This window comes from Mycoplasma testudineum (assembly GCF_002245785.1).
Lineage (GTDB): Bacteria > Bacillota_I > Bacilli_A > Mycoplasmatales > Metamycoplasmataceae > Mycoplasmopsis_B > Mycoplasmopsis_B testudinea.
Window position 1 is genome coordinate 1 of record NZ_NNCE01000009.1, and the last position, 21,333, is coordinate 21,333.

Sequence of the window (21,333 nt, forward strand, 5' to 3'; positions counted from 1 at the left end):
AACACCTTTATCGATCATCTCGATTATTTTGATTTTGTCTTCATATGTTAGTTTCATAAGAAAAACCCCTTAAGTTTAGATCTGGTCCTACTTAAAGGGTTCTCTACAGTTCACTATTGAGAAAAAAAATAATGGAAAAAACTAGGAATTAGGCTACTTGTCGCATTTGTAGATGACTATTCAAAAATTTTTACTAATTCTCGGGCTTTTCTTTTAAATCTGCAATCTGTTTCTGAAGTTCTATAATTAATTTTTGTGTTTTTATTTGCTCATCATAAACTTTTTCAAGTTCAATTTCTTGCGCTGGCATATTTATTTTTTTATCTTTGTGAATTTTTCCATAATTAGGACCATAAAAAAATTCAACTATGTTTTTACGAATTTTTTCAATATTAATACGTCCAACATTTTTACTTTTACTTTTACCACTATTAACTCTATCTTGAATGGAAGCAAGATATGATGAGGCAATAACTCCGGAAGGAATAGCAAATAAAGCAATACCAACTAGTGAAAGTATTATAACCATTGCTCTACCAGCTTCTGTAACCGGAGAGATGTCTCCATAACCAATTGTGACTACACTAATAGTTGTAAAATAAATTGCATCTCAATAAGTATTTAAATTACTATTTGCATTTCTTTCAGCATTTAAAATAATAACAGCAAATAAAAGTATCAACATAATGATTGCTGCAAAAACATAAGTCAAAGTTTTTCATTCTTTTTTAAAAACTCTAACTAGTAATTTAAACGGCCCGAATGCTGTTAATAGCAACATAATTCTTCCTGTTCTTAAAAATATTAAATTTTTTGAAAATTGAAATATTGAATCATTGTTGCTCAATGACTCTATATTTTGACCTTTAGATAATGATGTTAATGTATCAATTACATATAAACTTGGCAACATTCCCAATAACAATACTATCCCTATTATTGTAAAAGGAAATAGTATTGTTGCAATTGGTTTTGCTTTTTTACGATATGAATAACTAAGCATTCATAATACATAATCAATAAAAAGATATAAAAACAATGTTATTTCTACAGTCGCAACAAGTATTGTTACTCAAAGATCAGAGCTTTCTAAATGTATAGCAACAAAAGCAAACGAAGTTAATATAAGCGCAAGTAAAATATATGAGTAAAATTGTCTAAGTGTATTAAAAGCAATTTTAGTTGATTTATAGCCTACTATTGCTTCATTGGATGAATTATTTGTTACTACATAATTGATCCGCTTACGTATTTTAATATTTGAGTGTAAAATGTTCTTCATTGAGTCTTGGAAGTTATTTGTAGGTTTGTTAATCATAATTTTTTAATTTTATACTAATAAATTATAATATAGAAATGTTAGAAAAATTAAGTACAAGTAACCGCTTAGAACTGAATAATTTCATTAAGAAAAACTTGAATTTTTTGGAAAATAAAATTATTGGTTTAATAGGTAATTTAGGAAGTGGTAAAACAACTTTTGTACAAGAATTAGCTAAATTATTAAACATAAAAGAAACAGTTAACTCACCTACTTTTAATGTAATGAAAGTGTATGACAATTTAGTACATTTAGATATATATAATAAAATTGATTCACTAGACCAATATGAAGATTATTTTATAAATAATACTGTCGCAATTGAGTGAGCTGAACTTGCTAAAAATATTATTTCTTTTGATGTTTTAATTTACATTGAAGAAAAAAATGGGATTTATCACTATGAAATGAGAGATACATGAAAATAGTTTGTGATGTAACAAATGTCGATTTTTTTCTGGCTTTATTTAATGAAAATTATGAATTAATAGATTATGTTTTTGAAAAAAATTTAAATAAAAAAGTAGAGTATTTACCAAAAAAAATGGAAGAAATTTTGAGTGAACATTCTCTTAAATTTAATTCAATTAAAGAAGTTTATATTTCGAATGGACCAGGTTATTTTACAGGTATTAGAACAGGATTAACATATTTTGCTGCTTTATCACAATTCAATAATTTCAAAATATACACTTCAAATAGTTTTATTTTTTTAAATCCAAAAAGTAAAAAAATAATCGACGCTCGTGGCGGATATGTTTATGAATTAAATAATGATAATCAGATAATTTTAAAAGAAGCTGAAGATGATAATTATCCAAATATGGATTATGAATTTTTTGTAAAAAATTTTAAAGAATTATCTAAAAAATTTAATTATGAAAATAATACTGTTGATATTAAATCTAATTACATTAAAAAACCTCAAATAGGAGTTAAAAAATGATAATACTTGCTTTCGAAACAAGTCACGATGATACATCAATTTCTATTTGTGAATTTAGTGAAAATAAAGAACCTATAATTCATTTTTTGAAAACATGAACACAGTCTAATTATTTTGCAAAATTTGGCGGTACAATACCTGAAATGGCTTCGAGAATGCATAGCGAGAATATTTTGAAATTGGTTATTGAAGCAAAAGAAAATTTTGATTTTAAAAAAATTAATAAAATTGCATACACTGAAAAGCCGGGTTTACTTGGTTCATTGCATATTGGTTTTTTAGTTGCAAAAGCAATTTCACAATCTTTAGAGCTTGAATTGATTCCTGTCAATCATTTAGATGGTCATTTTTTTGCTGGTGAATTTGTAAAAAAATATGAATATCCTACATTAGGAATAATTGTTTCCGGAGGACATAGTCAAATATTGTTTGCAAATAGTAAAAACGATATTAAAATATTAGGACAAACTCAAGATGATGCAATAGGAGAATTATTTGATAAAATTTCAACAAAATTGCAACTAGGATTTCCGGGCGGTCCCGTAATTGATAAATTATGTAAAGACAATATAGATTTCAATCGAATTAAAATAAATACTGTACATACTGATTCTAAATATGATCTTTCGTTTAGCGGAAATAAGTCTCAAGTAATTAATCTAGCTAACCAAAATAAATATGACAAGATTGATTTGGCGTGCTCTTTACAGGAAAAAGCTTTTGAACAATTATTTAATAAAGTTAAACTGGCGTTGAATGATTATGATGTAAAAACTTTAATAATTGGTGGTGGAGTAGCTGCTAATTCATACTTAAGAAATAATGTTAAAACATTACATAATAATGTGATTATTCCTCCAATATATTTATCTACTGATAATGCAGCAATGATCGCTATTGCCGCATATAAGAAATTGGGTGACAATGAGTAAAATTGATTTTATTACAAAGCGTTATTCATCTAGAAATTTTAAAGATGAAGCAATCAAGAAAAGTGATTTAAATTTATTGATGAAGGCAGCAAATTCTAGTCCTACTAGTAATAACTTTTTAGATTCAAGCGCAATATTTATTACAGATAAAAAACTTAAACGTGAAATATATAATTTGTCAAAATTTCCAGACCAAGAACACATATATAAAAATGCTGTTTTGGTAGTTTTTGTTGCAGACCAAAATAGGTTGAGAAGAGCTATTAAAAATTATTATGATAAAGAAATATCAATGTCAATTGAAAAATTAGAAATGAATAATTTAAATAATTTTATGATTGCTTTTGGTGATGCATTTATAATGGCACAAACGACTTTGCTTGCTGCTCAAGAACTTGGTTATCAAACTTGTTACTTGGGAGGTTTCAGATACTTTGGAATTTCAAAGTTTTTAAAAGAATCACTTAATCTTCCTAATCATGTTAGTCCCATAGTTGGTTTGGCAATTGGTAAAGATAAATTTGATACATTAACGAAAGAGCATATAAATAGATGCTTTATAAACTCATATAATCAAGAACAAATAGATTATGAAAATGAAATTGAGTCAATAAGTATTAATTATGAAAACAAAGAAACCGACTATGTAAAAAATGCAATACGCGGTTTAAAAAGAGATTATACAAGTGATTTTATTGACGACATTAAAGAATGATTAAAGTAACTATTTTTCTAATTTAAAAAGAGTTTGATTCTGTTTAACAGGACCAATAATTTTGGATGTTAAATTTTTAAAATATGAGACATCAATTATAGTTACAAAAGTTGCCACACTTGGAATGCCTGGCACTTTTTCTATTATGAATTTTGGGCTATAAGCACAAATTAATTGACCTTGTTTTACTTTTTGATCTAATTTAGCAATTGGTGCAAATCCATGGCCGAATAATCTTACAGTATCAATTCCAATATGAATTAGCACTTTGACTTTATCACTAGTTTCGATTCCAATTGCGTGGCCGGGCCGGTGATTGGGAAATAAAATATTTTACCCGAGACTGGAGAATACACTTTCACTAGTTCGGAATCAATTTCGGGTTCAATAAAGCAGCCGTCACCTAAATGTTTGCTTTTAAAAATAGAATCGGGTGAATTTATTATGTCGTTGGATATACCTTTTATCGGTGACCAAATATTTATTTTTAAATTATTTCTTTGAACTTTGTTTACCATAATTTAATATTTTAATTTAAAAATATTTATATTAATGTTTTAAACAAAGTACTAATTTTTAAAATATTGTAAGAGTATAATTGTTTTATTATGGATATATATAATTATAAATTAACTAAAAACAGCGACTGGTGAGAAATTAGATTCGGAATTAAGAACAATATTTACAATAATATAATTAATGAATTAAATAAACAAGGTAATCCAAATATAAAAAATAAAAACATTATAAATTCTCAAATATGTTTTTATGTAACTCAAAATAAATTAGAACAAATTAAGCAAGAGCTAAGTGATTTGGGTTACTATTATGCAACATCAAAATATGTAAGTAAATATAAAAATAAAGATGATCTTATTATTTTTAAAATGAAGATATATTTTTATAAAAAAAATAAGGAAATAAATTTAACAAATAATTTCCCAAAATATAATTTTATACATCCAAGAGACATAAAAATAAATAACAACAAAATAAAAAGTGAAATCATACTAATGAGTAGATTTCTAAATATATACGAAACTAAAGAAAGCAAATTTATTGACAAAATAGGTAGAGTAGTAGATATAGCTGTAATTGTTGAGGATCAAGAAAATGGCCAACAAATGCATCAAATAATGTTAAATTATGTAGTTGGCTCAGAAACGATAATTAAAGATGAAATTACTTTATTTAAAAATAAAAAAGTAGGAGAAAGTTTCAAAATTGAAGATAATAGAAATCAAAACTATATTAGAATTTTTAATAAAATTAAAAACAAAATAATTTATAAGGATATGTCTTTTACCATAACAATTATTGCAATAAAAAATCAACGTTATTTTGATAATTTGTCAAAAATTTTTGAAAACAAGGAAGTTGTAAGATTTTTCAAATCTAAAGATAAACTAGAAAAATTTATTTTTTTAGTTACTCAATGAAAAGAATTTTTGAAATTAAATAGAAAATGATACAAGGAATTTTCGAATTGATTTCAGGAAATGGAATTTTATAAATTACCAGATGCAATTCAAGAAGAGCTTGATATAGACCAACTCAAATTACTAGATGAACATTTTCGTACAAATGACAAAGAGATTTTGTCTTTAGCAAAAAAACATGAATCTCTTTTATATGATTCTGTAATTGAAAAATTTATACATGAAGTTGAACTGGATGATAATCTCAAAAACAGACTTTTAAAATGAATGAACTCAAATATGAAAATTTTAGAATTATTTACACCAGAATCTGTTGAAAAGCAAAATCATTACAATCAGGCACTAAAAAATATTTTGGGTGTTTTAGCAATATATCAAAAAATGGGAATCAACGTTATTGACTCTATATCAGCATTTTTTGATTTTGAATTAAAATCAGTATTTTAAAAACCCGGAGAGCCGGGTTTTGTTTGTTAAATTGGAATTTGGTTTGATTTATTATAAGAACCAAATTCTTTTATTTTATTTGAAAGTTCAAGTTTCATTTTTTCGATACCAAATGTAGATATTTTTTTAATGTCGTAGTTTTTATTTTTCAAGACATCAGTTGTGTTAATGTACTGTTGCAAACCTAAAGCATAAGTATATAAGATTTCTGTATTTACATTAATTTTAGAAATACCATTTTTTATTGCTTTTTGAACATCATTTTTTGAAATACCACTACCACCATGCAATACAAGTGGGATATTTATTTGTTTTAGTTTTGAAATTAATTCAAAATCTAATCCTTCTCAATTTTCGGGATATATTCCGTGTATGTTGTTAACACCTGCTGCGCAAAAATCAACACCAATATCTTTAAATTCTTCAACCTGGTTTGGGTCAGCCTTAACTATATTTCCAACAACACCATCTTCAATACCGCCAATTCCACCAATTTCTGCTTCTACACCAGCATCATATTGTTTTGCAATATCAACAACTTTTTTTGTTATTGTTGCATTAACATTAAAATTAAGTTTGCTGCCATCAAACATAACTGAAGTAAATCCTGCTTCTAAAGCAGCAACTATAATTTCAAAGTCTTGGCCGTGATCTAAATGAAGTGCAACTGGGATTGTAATATTAAGATCCTTAATTAATCCTTTTACTAATCCGGCAACTGAATTTACACCACCCATATAATATAAACTTGCATGCGTTGCAGCTATTATTACTGGCGAATTATTTTCTTGCGCACTTTCAAGTATTGCTTTTGCAATTTCAAGATTGTTCATATTAAAATGAGGGATGGCATATCCATTTTCATAAGCATGTTTTACAAGTATTTTTGAATTAACTAATGGCATTATTTCACTTTTAAAAATTTTGGATAGTTAACAATTTTCATTTCTTTATCATAAAATGATTGCTGAATTTCATTAACAGCATACATACCGGCAATAGCTTGTTCTAATTGAGACCTATCGTAGTTTTTATCATTAATGGATTTAACAAAGTTATCTAATTCATTTACATATGCATCGTTAAATCTAGATAAAAAGTCTCTATATAATTTCTGGTTTACACCGTCTTTATTCATAGTAACAACATTGTGTTCAATATCTAATTTATCAACAAGAATATGGCCATCTGTTCCTATTATTTCAGCACTAGCTTGATACCCTGCTGAACCTAATCTTGAAGCTGTTAAAATTCCCATTGCACCGTTGTTAAATTCAACCATTGCTGAAACAACATCGCCATCATTTCACTTTTTAAATTCATCATATTTATAGGCCTGACCTATTGCTCAAACCCGTTTTGGATAACTATCTAAATATCAAATCATCAAATCAATATCATGAACCGATACATCTATAAATTGTCCGCCGCTTGAAGGTCCAAATTTAATAACTTGATCAATATCTTGTTCAGCATCTTGTGAAAATGATTTGACTAAAATTGGTTTTCCAATTGTTCCTTGATTAATTATATTTTTAGCATTTGCAAACTGTTTATCAACTCTTCTCATGAAGCCGATTTGAAAAACAAGATTTTTATATTTATTAATTTCATTAAATAAATTTTCAATTTTATCAACGCTAGAATCTAATGGTTTTTCAGTTAAAACATGTTTACCAGCTTTTAATGCTTTAATAATTTGTTCAGGATGAAATTTACTGGGTGAAGCAATAACAATTGCATCTAATTCTGGATCTTGAATCATTAAATCATAGTCACTAAAATACTTTGTAACATTTAACTCTTTAGCTTTAGCTGCTAAATCTTTATCGTTACTACAAATCGAATAAAGCTGAGCATTTGCAATTTTAGTATTTATATTTTTGGCGTGCCTAAAACCCATTCTTCCTAGACCAACCACACCGATTTTTAAATTAGCCATTTTACCTTAAGAAGCAATTACTTCAAGAATACCATCGTTATCAGCATCACCTAATAATTCAATATTTCCTTGTTTATTTTTTCATCTTATTTGTGTACCAATACTGAAGAAGTAACCTTGTTCAATTGCATCACTAACAGTTTTATTTTTTGCAACAGTTGGATAAGCATCGTAATATGATTTGTAAGTAGGTTTTGCACTACTTGTTCATTTACCATCAATAATATCTTTAGCAATTTGCACAGCTATTTGTGACATTGCTGTTGTATCTTGTTTAACAGTTGCTGTCATTTTACCTTCTTTAATACTTGCTAAGGCATCAGCTGTATCGTCAACTCCTGTTACATAAATTTGACGATTAGCTCCAGTTAATGATGCATCATATTCAGCATTACCAGCTAGTGCTAGTCCACCTGTTTGAATAGCTGAAATTGCACCAATAGCTGATTCATCATTTGTTCCAAAAACTAAAGCAGGTCTATCTGATCTAGATGCTGCAAATAATGTAGCAAGTCGGTTGGCTGTAGTTTGAGTTGCTTTATCTCTATTATCGTCAGCTTGATCACCAACATAGTTAACTCCGTTTCTTACTGCTTGTCCATATTTAGTATAAGCAAATAAGTTATAAGCAACATTTTCTGTTGCTGATTTTTTAACTGATTCTAAAAACCCTGAAGCTCTAGATTCACCACTTTCAGTACCAGGAAGACCATAAAGTGTATAAACAGGTGCATCTGCAGGAAGACCAATTTTTTGAGCTAATAATTGAGCAATAATTTTTCCAGCTTGTTTATTATCTGAAGCAATATTTGCCTCAACTTTAATTCCAGAATTTTTAACTGCCTCATTATCATTAGTTAATAAATGGTCTAAAGCAACAACAGGGATTTTAGCTCCATTTAAAGTTCTTACTGATGAAATACCAGATGATTCATTTACGTCATTTAATAAAACAACTTTTGTAGTTCCTTTAGCAATAATATTGTTAATATGTGTTGTTTCTTTTTGAGCATCATTTTGTGAATCATAAATTACTAATGAAAGTCCAAGTTCATCTGCTTTTGCTTGTGCAGCATTAATAATAGCAGTATAAAAAGGGTTATTTCTAGTTGATACTACTAAAGCAACTTCATTAGCTGAAGATGTACCACACGAAACTGCAGCAACACCTGCGATACCGGTAGCAAAAATTAGTCCTCCGGCAATTAAAGTTTTCTTGTTAATTTTCATATTTTATCCTTTTAATAAATTTTTTTATGGTTGACAATTAAAATACGATATTTAAGTGTTTTTAAATATAGTTTTTTCAATCGTTCGATTATTCTTGTGTTTTTATTGAAGATAACAGCCACAATAATTATTAATCCTTTTGCAATTTGTTGATAATTACTATCAACATTGAAAAAGGCAAATGAATTTAATAATATTGCAACAGCAAATCAACCAATTATCGTCTTACCAATACCTCCTTTACCACCACTTAAAGCAGTACCACCAAGTACTACAGCGGTAATAGCATCTAATTCAAAACCAAATCCGGTATTAGGAGAAACTGATGTTGTTAAACTTGCAGCAGATAATGCCCCGCCTATAGCAAAAGTTGCACTAAAACCATATACAAGCATAAGAATTCAATTATTTTTAATTCCTGAAATTTTAGCCGCTTCAGGATTATCTCCTACAGCATAAATGTATCTTCCTGATTTTGTGTATTTAAGTAAGAATACAGCTACAACTGCGACTATGATAAATATAAGTAGTAAGACATGGAAGTTGTTACCTAAGTCTGTATTTAAGAAATTAAATATTGGGTCATTTAAATTAGAAATAGGTGTTCCTTTTAATATTACGTTTATTCCCCCTCTTAAAGTTAAAAGTCCAGCAAGCGTAATAATAAATGGCGGAATTTTAAATTTGGAAATTAAGAATCCGTTTGTAAATCCTAATATAACCATTATCACGATCATTAAGACAAGTGAGAGTATAAAATGCATGCCTAAAGAAACAGTGAAATATAAATATAAAGTGGCTCCAAAACCAATTAAACTACCAACGGACAGGTCAATACCTGCAGTTAAAATCGCTAGTGTTTCTCCCATTGCAATAAAACCAATGAATACGTTACTTTTTAAGATCGCAATAAATCAGTTGTAACTTGAAAAATAATTTGGACTTTGAAAAGCTGTAATGATTGCAATAAATAAAAATAAGAACAATAATTTTGATGCATTAGCAGCTAGAAGTGCCCTTTTACCTACATTTCTAAGTCTATCTTCTTCAAATCTACTTGTAAATTTTCAATTTCAAATTTTGGAAGTAAAATTTTTATAAGTAGTTTGAGCAACTTTTGTTAATTGATCAACTTTTTGTTTATAAGAATCAATCAATTTCTTTTTAGTAACTTCATATTTACTAATAGGCAATTCTCTATTTGAATATTTAAGTTCTAAATTGTTCAATTCAGAATTAATTTTTTTATTGACAGTAACAAGGCTTGAATTTAATTTATCTTTTTGTTCAATAAAATTCAAATTGTGATGTTTTTCAACATGCTCCATAGCAGTGGTTAATTTTGCCATTTTATTATCTGCAGATCTTTGCATCCGCTTCATATAGCGTTCATGTGACTTTTTAAGTCTTTCAATTTTAGCTTTGTATTTATGTCTTTTGTATTGAATTAAATTATCTATTTTTTCAATTTCTTCTTTAGATTTTTCCATTTCAGCTGCAATTAAACGTTTTTTATCAAGTTCATTTTTCTTGATCATTTCATCAGCTTGTATTCTTGTTAATTCTAAATTTTTATATTTATATTCAATTTGTTCGTTTGTCAATAAATCTTTTAAAGATTCATTAATCTTTTTATTAATTAATTTTTCTTTTCGTTCATTAAGCGTGACAGCAATATTGAAAAGCATGTCCTGAACGGCTTCAACTTTGGTTTCATATTGTTTTTGTAAAACTTCAAACCTAAGACCATAATTTTGCTTAATTTTTTCAATATCGCTTAATGGATCTTTATATTCTAATTGAATATGTTCATAGAATTTATTATCATCTTTTTGAATTTTTTTGCTCCGGAATAATTTATTAAGCATTACTGTTTTCCTTTCCTAAGTTTAAAGCTAGTGATAGTATTTTTGAATCAACAATATCTTTTCCAACTAATTCTCCTGTTATGTGTCCTTCATACATTACGATTACTCGATCTGCGATTCCAACAACTTCAGGCAAATCAGAACTAATTATCATTAAACCTTTGCCCTGTTTTTTAAAGTTATTTATTAAAGTATAAATTTCTTTTCTAGAACCAACATCGACACCTCTGGTAGGTTCATCTAAAATAAATAATTTTGGCATAGTAGCAATTCCTTTTGCAATTGATACCTTTTGTTGATTCCCTCCAGAAAGTGATGAGGTGATTTTGTTTTTTGATTCAGTTTTTATTTTTAATTTGTCAATTAAATCATCACTTTTATTACCAATTTTGAGATTGCTCATTAATGGAATAAATTTGTTCATTTTGTACTTATTAAGTGATGATAAAACAATGTTGTATTCAATAGATTTATTAACATGTAATCCGAGTGCTTTTCTATCTTCAGATAAATAATAAATTTGATTGCTAATTGCTTTAGCAGCTCCGGTAGGATTATAATTTTTGCCATCATAATATAACGATCCAGAAAAATAGGGCATTTCACCAATTATTGATAAAGCTAGTTCAGTTCTTCCAGAACCAATTAAACCGTAAAATACAACTATTTCACCACGGTTCAATTCAAAAGAAATATTTCTTAATGCATCACTTGTTAAGTTATTAACTTTTAGTAATACTTCCTTATTTTGAAATTCTCACTTTTCAGGAAAATAATCTTTAAGTTCATTACCAATCATTAAATTAACAATTTCTTCATTACCAGCAAAACTTTCTATATTTCTTTGTGTAACAAAAAAACCATTTCTTATAACTGATACGTATTCACAAGTAATTGGAATTTCTTCCATTCTGTGGGTTATTCAAGCAATAGCTACACCTTTACTTTTTAAGTCTCTAACAATTTTATAAAGTTTTTCAGTATCGTCTTTTGCAAGCATTGAAGTTGGTTCATCAAAGATAATTACTTTAGGGTTTTTACTTAAAGCTTTTGCAATTTCAACAAATTGCTTTTGTGCAATTGTTAATGTTGCAACAATTGTTTTAGGATTGATATGAATGTTTAAATCGTTAAAAATTTTTTCAACATACTTATTCATTTCATAGTTGTTAACAAAACCTAATTTATTTTTAATTTCATTACCTAAAAAAATATTTTGTGAAACACTAAGACTTTCAACCAGTTGCTGTTCTTGATTAATAATTACTACACCATCTTTTTGACTTTGAATAGTGTTTGTATAATTAACTTTTTTGCCATTATAAATTAATTCACCACTATCAGCTTGATAAATCCCAGATATGATTTTCATTAAAGTACTTTTACCAGCTCCGTTTTCGCCAACTATGGCAACACCTTTGCCTTTGTACAAGTCTAAGTTCATATCATTGAGGACTTTTACTGGTCCGAAACTAATATTTATATTCCTAACTTGAAATATTTTTTCATCAATATTTTTTTCTAAATTATTTGCTTGATTAAAGGTATTTGTCATATTAAATTACCTCTATTTTTTCTTTTATAAATTTCATTGCTTTAAGTGCATAAACAAATGGATTTGCTTTAGCAGGATCTTGCTCTGCTTCAACTAAAAATCAACCTTGGTAACCATGTTTTGATAAAACTTCAAAAAACTTATCATAATTTACATCACCATCTCCCGGGATTGTAAATGAGCCTAATCTTACTCCATTTAGAAACGATAAGTTTTCACGTTTAACTTTATCAACAATATCTTTTCTAATACTTTTTAAATGAACGTGTTTAATTCTTGGTGCTAATTCTTTAACTATCTTAGAAATATCTTCACCTGTGTAACTAAAATGTCCAGTATCAAATATTAATGAAACATATTCAGGATTTGTGCCTTTTAGCATATCAACTGTTTCTTTGTAAGTTTGGATTATTGTCCCCATATGATGGTGATATACTAAATCTAATCCTTGTGATTTTGAATATTTACCTAGTTCATTAAGTCCTTTATATAAAATGGTTGCTTCGCCTTTTTCTAGTATTGGTTTTTGAGAAAATACCGGTACGTCCGTTAGCCCTTGAATGCTTTTTGATTGTTCACTAACAACAACAACTTTGGCTCCCATTTCTTTTAACATTTGAACGTGTTTTTTAAACTCTTCAAGCGTTTTTTCTAAACCCTCTTTTAAAATAAAACTACTAAATCATGCTGAAGCAATTTCAAGTTTTCTTACTTTTAAATATGGTTTAAGAATCTTAGGATCTTTTGGAAATTTTGCTCCTCCAATTTCTGTGCCTTGAAAACCAGCTAATGCCATTTCAGATATAGATTGTTCAAACGAATTTTCTTTTCCCAATTCTGGAATGTCATCATTTGTTCAAGCAATTGGTGCTATTCCAATTTTTACATTTGAAAATTTGTATTTCATATTATCGCCCTAATTAAAATTATTATTTTCGTTAATAATTTTTTGGTTTTTAATACTTTCTTTAGCAATTTCTTTATCGTCAGTAATTTCTACATTAGTGGTTTGTCAAAATGCTTCATAACCATGAGTCATAGATTTTGGAAAAACTTTTACTTCAATTAAAAATGGTTTAGTAACTGTTTTTGATTTTTCTAAAGCTTCAATTAATTCATCTTCATTTTTGACTAGAATTGAATCTCAACCATAGCCTTTAGCTATTTGCGCAAAATTAGTTGTAACATAATTTTTATAATTATTTTGCCCAGCTTTTTCACGTGAGTAAAATTCTGTTTCTAATGAACTTAATTTATGTCCTACTTGCAAATTATTAATAACACTAAATCCACTATTGTCAAATAAAACGATAACTGTAGGAATTCCTTCTTGAACTGCAGTAAGCATTTCACTATGAAGCATAATAAAGCTACCATCACCTACTAATGAATATGTAGGTCTATTACCAATAGCAATAGATGAACCGATTGCAGCTTGAATTTCATGTCCCATACATGAATAGCCATATTCGACATTATATGAACCAAATGAATTTGTTGTTCACATTCTTTGTAAATCGCCTGGTAATGATCCTGATGCACTTGTAATAATTGCATCATGTGATAAATGTCTTCTAAGTAAATGAATAACTCTTGTTTGCGGCATTACTTCAAGATCAGGATAAATTTGCTTCATGAATTTTGCAAATTTTTCTGGAGCAAGGCTATTGTTATCATTTATTTCGGGATTTTTAATTGCTTCGTTTGAAGTTTTATTCCCTAATCTTTCAAGTTCATTTGCTCAATCATTTCTTAAAAAATTTACTTCATCTGCAACATCAAAATTAATTCGATTTAGTGAAACTTTATCTTGTAGAATTGGGATTGCAACTTTAATATCAGCAATAATATTTATTCCTCTCATTTTGATTGCATCCATTTTTTTAACATTAATATTTACAAATTTTGCAGCTTCATTAAATTGAGTTTTACTACTTGTTGTAAAGTCTGTATATCTAGTTCCAAGTCCAATAATTACATCTGCTTTTTTAGCATATATATTTGCTGCAGCAGTTCCTGTTACTCCGATTCCGCCTAATGAAAATTCACTGCTTTAAGGTAATGATGAAAGTCCTGCTTGAGTAAATGCAAATGGGATTTTAAATCTTTCAATAAATTGCAATACTTCTTTTCTTGCTAATGAATAACGGGTACCCCCACCGATAATTACAAGTGGTCTTTTTGCTTTAGCAATTAATGAAGCAGCTTCTAAAATTAATTCATTTTCAGGTAGAGCGCGTTTTAATCTGTAAACTCTTTTTTCAAAAAATCAACTTGGATAATCATATGCCATCCCTTGAACATCTTGCGGCAGTGCTATAGTTACAGCACCAGTTAATTCCGGATCGGTTAAGACTTCAAATGCATTGATTAATGAACTAATAATTTGTTCGGGTCTGTTGATTCTATCTCAATATCTTGATACAGGTTTTAAAGCATCATTTGTTGTTAAATTAGGGTTAAAATCATGTTGGATTTGTTGCAAGACTGGATCGGGTCTGCGACTAGCATATGTATCACCTGGAAATAGTAAAAGTGGTATGTTATTAGCTGAAGCAGTTCCTGCTGCAGTTACTAAATTTGCTGCTCCAGGTCCTATTGATGTAGTACAAGCAATAATTTTATGTCTATTGTTTTGTTTTGCAAAACCTAATGCAACATGTGCCATACCTTGTTCATTTTTACCTTGGTATAGTTTTAAATTATGTTTTGAATGACCTAATGCTTCACCAAAACCTAAAACATTACCATGACCAAATATAGTTGCAATTCCAGCAACAAATTTATCTTCTTTACCATCTACACTTATGTAAACGTTATCAATAAATTTTAATATTGCCTGTGCTGTTGTAAGTCTAATAGTTTTTGCCATATTAATCTAACTCGCTTAAATTAACAACTCTTTTTTCTTTTAATGAAATTGCAGCAGCTTTTGCAAGTAAAACAGCATTATAAGCATCAGTAATAGTTGCTTTAGGTTTATCATTACCATTGATAGAATCAATAAAATTAACTGCTTCATTTTCATATGATTTCATGTATCTTTCTAAAAAGAAATGTAATGGTTTTTCAGAAGTAACTCCATTTTCATTTGAAACAATTAAAGTAGAAGGTTTTTCGTTTCCGATTTGGGCACTTCCAAGTGAACCATGTACTTCTGCTCGTTGGTCGTAACCATATTTTGCTAATCTACAATTATCAATTACTGCCATAGTATTATCTTCAAATGTTATAGTGACAATAGCTGTATCAATATCGCCCACTTTTTTAATTTCAGGATTAACTAGTGCTGCTCCTGTTGCATAAATAGATATTGGTTTTTTGTTTATTAAATTAAGTGACATATCTAAATCATGAATCATCATGTCCATGAATAAACCACCAGATTTTTCTATATATTGAATTGGGGGTAAACCGGGGTCTCTTGAAGAAATTTTTAGTTGATAAACATCACCAACTTTCCCACTTTTAATTGCATCTTTTAAAGCCATAAAATTATGATCAAATCTTCTGTTATGACCTACCATAAAAACTTTTCCAGATTCATCAACAAGTTTGTTAATAGCTTTTATTTCATCTAAATTAAAGCTAACTGGTTTTTCGCAAAAAACATGTTTTTTAGCTTTTATAGAATCTTTAGCATGTTTAACATGTTCTGAAGTTGGACTGCAGATATAAACTGCATCAAGATCTGCTTTTTCAAGCATTTCTTCATGTGACTTAAAAAATTTAATATTGCCATTATTTGCAATTTTCATTTTAGTTTCATCATTCATAAATGCATCAGCAATTGCAACTACTTTTGCCCCTTCTAATTTACTTATTGCTTTAGCATGAATCTGACCAATTCTACCGCCTCCAATAATTCCTACTTTTATCATTTTTATCCCTTCTTAAAAATCGTGGTACTTCGCATTTTTATCTTTTAATCACAAGTGTTCTTCAGCTTCATTTCTTGAGTTTCATGGATCATTTTTTAAATTTTTAATAATTCAACAGTAATATAGTGGATACCCAGGTGCAGCAGATACTGGATGGTCTAAATTAGATGGAACTGCATTAACATCATTTTCTCTAACTATGTATGCATTTTCACCAGCAACAGAAATTCCGAAAGCACTATCAGGCTTTTCAAATTTGAAAAAGTACATTTCTGGTTGGTTATGACGGTGAGGTAAATATGAAGATCAATGACCTTGTTTTGTAATTACTTCGCCAACAACAATATTTGAAGTAGGCTTTGTTGAATAATCAAATACTGTTCTAACTTTTCTTCTTGCAACACCTTGTCAGTCTGTTTGGCCGAAGATATCTTCTTTTATACTTGTAGGTTCATGAATTGAAAAGCCTTTTTGTTTTTCAGTATCACTAGTTATGATTAATCATTCACTTTTTTTAAGATTTTTGATTTTAATATTTTCGATTTGTCCAATGTGAAATACCGTTGGTTTTTCTTCAAAAACACTTTTTCGTTTAGCTACGTAATCTTTACCTGAGTAAGATACCACTGCTTCACCAGTTAAAAGTAAAAATACTTTTTCTTCTAATTTTTCTGTTGAAAATTCTATAGTTTCATTTTCAGATGCTAAATAAATATCAACATCTAACAACATATGTTTAGCTCGTTTTGTTCTATTAACAAGCATATTTAAACCTGGTTTTAAATTGCTATTTCGTAAATGCATTTCATTCCTTTTCAATTACTAAAGTCTCAGGCTCTTTTTCGTTTTCTAAAATAAATTTTTCTAATGTTTCAACATTTGGTAAATCGAACGAACTGTGTGAATTAACCATACAACTAGCTGCTGCTGTTGCGTATTTAAGTGCTTTTTTAATGTTATTTTCTTTAGTAAAATAATGTAAAAAGTAACTTGCGTATGCATCGCCACCACCGTAGCCTTTTAGCATTTTTATTTTCACGATTCTAACTAAAAACTTTCGATCTTTGGTGTAAAGAATTGATCCATTTTTACCATCTTTAGCAATAACAATTTCAGCACTTTTTAATCAATGTTTAGCAAGTGCATCTATTCTTTTTTCTTTTGTTTCAAATGATTTATTCTCAATTGTTCATTTAGAACATAATTCAATTTCTTGCACACTTCCAATAATGATGTTTGATTGCTCGGCAACTAATTGATAATAAATATTAGTTTCTTCTTCGTTTTGTCATGTGTAGTTTCTAAAATCAATATCGAATATAATTTTTATCTCGTTTTTTCTTGCAATTTTTACCGCTTTTAAAGCAGCTTCTCTTGAAGGGCTTTTACTTAATGATGTTCCGGTTACAAGCAATGTTTTTGAATTTATTATGTATTCTTCATCAATATCACTTGAAGCAATTTCTAAATCAGAAGCTTGATTTCTATACATCAGAATTGAACTTTCATTTTCTGATTTTATTTCGGTAAAAGTCAGTCCTAGTTTGTAATTTGGGTGAATTTTCAACCTTGTTGTATCAACATTTTCTTTATTCAAAATATTTGTTACATATCTACCAAATTGATCATCACTAATCATGGCAAAAACACCAACTTTACTACCTAAGCGTGAAAGACCAATTGCGGTATTAGCAGTTGAACCACCTATGTATTTGTTAAAATTATCGGAATTTTCTAAAGTATTGTAAAAGTCAGTTGGATTAAAATCAATTGCAATTCTACCTATTAATACAAAATCTTTTTTAAGCATTCTATGACATTCAATCTGCTTTGTCTTCGGCATTTCATTTTGTTGTAACTTTAACTAAGTTGGTTCAAAAGTTTAATGAAGATTTACCTGTAATATCACCGTAGCCAAATTTTGATGAATTTAATCCTCCAAAACTATATGGTTCTCTAGGAACTGGCACACCGATATTTACTCCAAGCATTCCTGGACTCATTTCTTTTAATATTTCTTCTGCTGCTCTACCGCTCTGGGTAAAAATTGAAGCTGAATTTCCGTAAGGACTTCTTTTTTGGAATTCAATAGCATCTTTTAAGTGTTCAAACTTAACCACTTCTAAAATAGGACCAAAAATTTCTTCTTCTGGCATTTTATCTTGGATTCCAGATCAGTCAATAATTGTTGGTCCAAATCAGTAACCATTTTCCATGCTTGCAGGTTTTTTATAATTTTTGGTACCATCAACCAATATTTTTGCTCCGAGTTTTTTAGATTTTTCAATATATGCTTCTAATTTGGCTACATTTTCTTTTGAAACTATTGGGGGAAAATTTACACCAAGTCTGTAACCTTTAGCTTTTTCAACTAATTTTTCAATTACCGGGTTATTTTTTCCAACAGATAAGGCTACACTTAATGCCATACATCTTTGACCTGCCATTCCGATTGCAGATGATAATATTTCTTTAGCAGAAATTTCAGGATCAGCATCTGGTAAAGCAAAAACATGATTTTTAGCCCCACCTAAAGATAAAACTCTTTTAAGTGTTTTTGAACCGTTTAAATAAACTGTTTTAGCAACATTGGTTGAACCAACAAAAGTAATTCCCGAAATTTCTGGATGTGAAGTTAATGCTTCACCAATTTCAGGCCCGCCATATACAATGTTTAATATTCCATCTGGTAAACCAGCTTCTTTTCATAATTCAGCCATGTAACTTGTTGCTAATGGTGTTTGTTCACTAGGTTTTAAAATTATTGCATTACCTGTTGCAATTGCATTTGGAATTGATCAATGTGGTACCATTAATGGAAAGTTAAATGGCGTAATTACACCAAAAACACCAACTGGTCTTTTTTCTTCTCTAGCTAAAATTCCTCTACTTACAAATTGTGTTTCACCACTAATAATTTGCGGAATAGAACAAGCAAAATCAGTTAATTCAATACATTTACCAACTTCTGCTTCTGCTTCAGTTAATGTTTTACCATTATCTAAATGAACTAATTGAGCTAATTGGTCTTTATTTGCTTCTAATAAACTTCGATATTTATAAAGAACTTCACTTCTTTTTTTAAAAGTTAAGGCACCTCAACTTTTTTGAGCAATTCTAGCTGCTTTAACGGCTTCATCAACTGTTTTAACAGTAGAAAATTCTACTTGAGCTAGTAATTTATCATCGTGTGGGCTACGAACATCGATTATTTTCCCGCCAGATTCTGAAATTTCATGTCCATTGACATAACTTCTTATAAATTTTTTATTAAACTGCATAGTTTCCTTTCAAATAAAATGTACCCCGTTTAGGTACATAGGAAAATTATATGAATATCTCACTTAATGAATGGCTTGGTAAGGCATACGTGGAAAAAATAGCAGCAAAAATTGCCAAATTGAAGGCAATAATTAAAAAAATTTTTAAATTTTGAGACTATAATGATAATCAATTGTCGAAAATTGTTAATTCTAGGATAAAAATTAACTACTAATAATAAATTATATATGGATAAATAACTCTTGTTCAAATTAGTCATTTTTTAGCAATTTTGTGGAAAATTTTAAATCCTAAATCAGAGCTAGGCTTGATTTTTATGGAAATATTGCATTTTAACCTTAATAAAGAAGCATTTTCTTAAACGAATAACTCTTTAGTCAGGCCTTTTATCTTAAATAAATTTAACAATGCGATCTTTATTATTGTAATATTTCAAGTCATAGTAAAATTAAATCATTATTTAAAACGTTAATTATTAGGAGCATTATGTTGGACATTAAAAAGATAATTCAAAATCCAGAATATTTCATTAAAAAACTAGAAACAAAAAATGTTGAAGCTTCAACAATCAATAATTTAGTTAGATTGAGTCAAAAACGGGGAAGTGCAATACATAAAGCTGAAAAATTAAAATTCTTACTTAATAATGAATCGGATTTAATTAAAGCAATTTCAGACAAAAACGAAAAAGCAAAAGCAATTGAAAAACTGCAAACAATCAAAGCTGAGCAAAAATATTTACAAGAAGAAGCAAATAGACTTGATAAGGAATTAGAAGAAATCATTATTAGAATTCCAAATGTACAACTAGATATTGTCCCAGTTGGTAAAGATGAAAATGATAATGTTGTGGTTTATCGCCAAGCAGCCGAAAATAGATTGTTAAAAACACTTGACGTTAGTCATTATGAAATAGCTGAAAAATTTGACATTATTGATTTTAAAAGAGCCATTAGAATGAGTGGAACAAGATTCATTTTATATAAAGGTGAAGGCGCTAAATTAGTTAGAGCTTTACAAAATTACATGCTTGATTTTCATGAAAAAAATGGTTATGAAGAATATATTGTTCCTGTTATGGTTAATCCCGAAATGCTCTTTGGAACTGGTCAATTACCTAAATTCGAAGAAGATCTTTTCAAGTTAAATTCAAATCATTATTTGATACCTACGAGTGAAGTTTCATTAACAAATATTTATAATAATGAAATAATTGACTTAACTAAAAGCAAGAAACTTACAGCCTATTCTGACTGTTTTAGAAGCGAAATTGGTTCAGGTGGTAAAGACAATCACGGGATAATTAGAATGCATCAATTCAGAAAAGTTGAAATGGTTAAAATTACTTCTCAAGAACTTGCTGAAGTTGAATTTAATTCAATGGTTGAAAATGCTAAAGCAATGCTTTTAGAATTGGAAATTCCATTTCAACAATTACTTTTATCAACTGGTGATACAGGTTTTTCAAGCCAAATAACTTATGATTTTGAAATATGATTGCCAAGTGAAAAAAGATTCCGCGAAACTAGTTCAGTTTCATGAATGGGAGATTTTCAAGCCAGAAGAGCAAATATCAGATATCGAAATAATGAAGGTAAAACTGAATTTGCACATACAATGAATGGTTCAGGAATGGCCATCGATAGAATTATGGCTGTTTTAATTGAACAAGGTTATGATGCAGAAAAAAACATTATAACTATTCCGAAAATTTTAGTTCCTTATTTTGGTAAAGATTCAATAAAATTGCAAGATTAAAAAATTGACTGTTTAAT

At 28.6% G+C, this 21,333-nt stretch carries 20 protein-coding genes and 1 pseudogene; 6 read left to right on the plus strand and 15 right to left on the minus strand.

Features of this window, described 5'->3' with window-relative positions:
• Positions 1-193 precede the first annotated feature (193 nt).
• Positions 194-1,318, minus strand: coding sequence for a potassium channel family protein (locus CG473_RS03695; protein ID WP_094254967.1), 1,125 nt, complete (start codon positions 1,316-1,318; stop codon positions 194-196).
• A gap of 38 nt (positions 1,319-1,356) precedes the next feature.
• On the opposite strand from CG473_RS03695, the gene tsaE reads away from it, so the two are divergent.
• Genes tsaE through CG473_RS03715 form a run of 4 tightly spaced genes read left to right on the plus strand, consistent with a single transcriptional unit; the run spans position 1,357 to position 3,923 of the window.
• Positions 1,357-1,749 carry a tRNA (adenosine(37)-N6)-threonylcarbamoyltransferase complex ATPase subunit type 1 TsaE gene (tsaE, locus tag CG473_RS03700; RefSeq protein WP_094254968.1) on the plus strand — a complete coding sequence of 131 codons (393 nt, stop codon included), beginning with the start codon at positions 1,357-1,359 and terminating at the stop codon, positions 1,747-1,749.
• Entirely contained in the window at positions 1,740-2,270 is a 531-nt protein-coding gene (locus CG473_RS03705; RefSeq protein WP_094254969.1) for a hypothetical protein, read from the plus strand. The genes tsaE and CG473_RS03705 overlap by 10 nt, the downstream gene beginning before the upstream one ends.
• Positions 2,264-3,199: a tRNA (adenosine(37)-N6)-threonylcarbamoyltransferase complex transferase subunit TsaD gene (gene tsaD, locus CG473_RS03710; RefSeq protein WP_094254970.1), complete on the plus strand. Its 936-nt coding sequence runs from the start codon at positions 2,264-2,266 to the stop codon at positions 3,197-3,199. Before CG473_RS03705 ends, tsaD begins: the two co-directional genes overlap by 7 nt.
• Positions 3,192-3,923 (plus strand): nitroreductase family protein, encoded by a 732-nt coding sequence (locus CG473_RS03715; RefSeq protein WP_166623204.1) that lies wholly within the window; start codon positions 3,192-3,194, stop codon positions 3,921-3,923. The genes tsaD and CG473_RS03715 overlap by 8 nt, the downstream gene beginning before the upstream one ends.
• Here the strand turns inward: CG473_RS03715 and CG473_RS03720 are convergent, their stop codons facing one another.
• Both CG473_RS03720 and CG473_RS04370 read right to left on the minus strand, forming a co-directional pair.
• Positions 3,924-4,181, minus strand: coding sequence for a PTS glucose transporter subunit IIA (locus tag CG473_RS03720; protein WP_166623203.1), 258 nt, complete (start codon positions 4,179-4,181; stop codon positions 3,924-3,926).
• Positions 4,175-4,432, minus strand: coding sequence for a PTS glucose transporter subunit IIA (locus CG473_RS04370; protein ID WP_094254973.1), 258 nt, complete (start codon positions 4,430-4,432; stop codon positions 4,175-4,177). The genes CG473_RS03720 and CG473_RS04370 overlap by 7 nt, the downstream gene beginning before the upstream one ends.
• Before the next feature lie 90 nt (positions 4,433-4,522).
• Here CG473_RS04370 and CG473_RS03730 point away from each other — a divergent pair, with 90 nt between their 5' ends.
• Positions 4,523-5,800, plus strand: a complete 1,278-nt coding sequence (locus CG473_RS03730; RefSeq protein WP_094254974.1) for a hypothetical protein — start codon at positions 4,523-4,525, stop codon at positions 5,798-5,800.
• 26 nt (positions 5,801-5,826) lie between these two features.
• Here the strand turns inward: CG473_RS03730 and CG473_RS03735 are convergent, their stop codons facing one another.
• From CG473_RS03735 to CG473_RS03785, 12 genes and pseudogenes are all read right to left on the minus strand, one after another.
• A complete protein-coding gene (locus CG473_RS03735; RefSeq protein WP_094254975.1) occupies positions 5,827-6,705 on the minus strand; it encodes a class II fructose-bisphosphate aldolase in 879 nt (292 codons plus the stop codon).
• Positions 6,705-7,742 carry a Gfo/Idh/MocA family oxidoreductase gene (locus CG473_RS03740; RefSeq protein ID WP_094254976.1) on the minus strand — a complete coding sequence of 346 codons (1,038 nt, stop codon included), beginning with the start codon at positions 7,740-7,742 and terminating at the stop codon, positions 6,705-6,707. Before CG473_RS03740 ends, CG473_RS03735 begins: the two co-directional genes overlap by 1 nt.
• Before the next feature lie 6 nt (positions 7,743-7,748).
• Complete coding sequence (locus CG473_RS03745) at positions 7,749-8,972, minus strand: substrate-binding domain-containing protein (RefSeq protein WP_094254977.1); 1,224 nt, start codon at positions 8,970-8,972, stop codon at positions 7,749-7,751.
• 11 nt (positions 8,973-8,983) lie between these two features.
• Positions 8,984-10,840: an ABC transporter permease subunit gene (locus CG473_RS03750; protein ID WP_243720110.1), complete on the minus strand. Its 1,857-nt coding sequence runs from the start codon at positions 10,838-10,840 to the stop codon at positions 8,984-8,986.
• A complete protein-coding gene (locus tag CG473_RS03755; RefSeq protein WP_243720109.1) occupies positions 10,833-12,395 on the minus strand; it encodes a sugar ABC transporter ATP-binding protein in 1,563 nt (520 codons plus the stop codon). The genes CG473_RS03750 and CG473_RS03755 overlap by 8 nt, the downstream gene beginning before the upstream one ends.
• Before the next feature lies 1 nt (position 12,396).
• Positions 12,397-13,302, minus strand: coding sequence for a myo-inosose-2 dehydratase (iolE, locus tag CG473_RS03760; protein WP_094254978.1), 906 nt, complete (start codon positions 13,300-13,302; stop codon positions 12,397-12,399).
• 9 nt (positions 13,303-13,311) lie between these two features.
• The gene (locus tag CG473_RS04325) at positions 13,312-14,259 is read right to left on the minus strand and encodes a thiamine pyrophosphate-dependent enzyme (protein WP_243720111.1); all 948 of its coding nucleotides are present in this window, start codon (positions 14,257-14,259) and stop codon (positions 13,312-13,314) included.
• 18 nt (positions 14,260-14,277) lie between these two features.
• Positions 14,278-15,267: pseudogene (locus tag CG473_RS04330) on the minus strand (thiamine pyrophosphate-binding protein); the annotation flags it as partial.
• A gap of 1 nt (position 15,268) precedes the next feature.
• A complete protein-coding gene (gene iolG, locus CG473_RS03770) occupies positions 15,269-16,276 on the minus strand; it encodes an inositol 2-dehydrogenase (protein WP_094254979.1) in 1,008 nt (335 codons plus the stop codon).
• 12 nt (positions 16,277-16,288) lie between these two features.
• A complete protein-coding gene (locus CG473_RS03775) occupies positions 16,289-17,080 on the minus strand; it encodes a 5-deoxy-glucuronate isomerase (RefSeq protein ID WP_094254980.1) in 792 nt (263 codons plus the stop codon).
• Positions 17,064-18,086, minus strand: a complete 1,023-nt coding sequence (iolC, locus tag CG473_RS03780; RefSeq protein ID WP_208107027.1) for a 5-dehydro-2-deoxygluconokinase — start codon at positions 18,084-18,086, stop codon at positions 17,064-17,066. Before iolC ends, CG473_RS03775 begins: the two co-directional genes overlap by 17 nt.
• A 1-nt stretch (position 18,087) precedes the next feature.
• Positions 18,088-19,596 (minus strand): aldehyde dehydrogenase family protein, encoded by a 1,509-nt coding sequence (locus tag CG473_RS03785; RefSeq protein ID WP_244895791.1) that lies wholly within the window; start codon positions 19,594-19,596, stop codon positions 18,088-18,090.
• A 448-nt stretch (positions 19,597-20,044) separates the two neighbouring features.
• Between CG473_RS03785 and serS the strand changes: the two genes are divergently transcribed.
• Entirely contained in the window at positions 20,045-21,316 is a 1,272-nt protein-coding gene (serS, locus tag CG473_RS03790) for a serine--tRNA ligase (RefSeq protein WP_094254983.1), read from the plus strand.
• Positions 21,317-21,333: the final 17 nt, after the last annotated feature.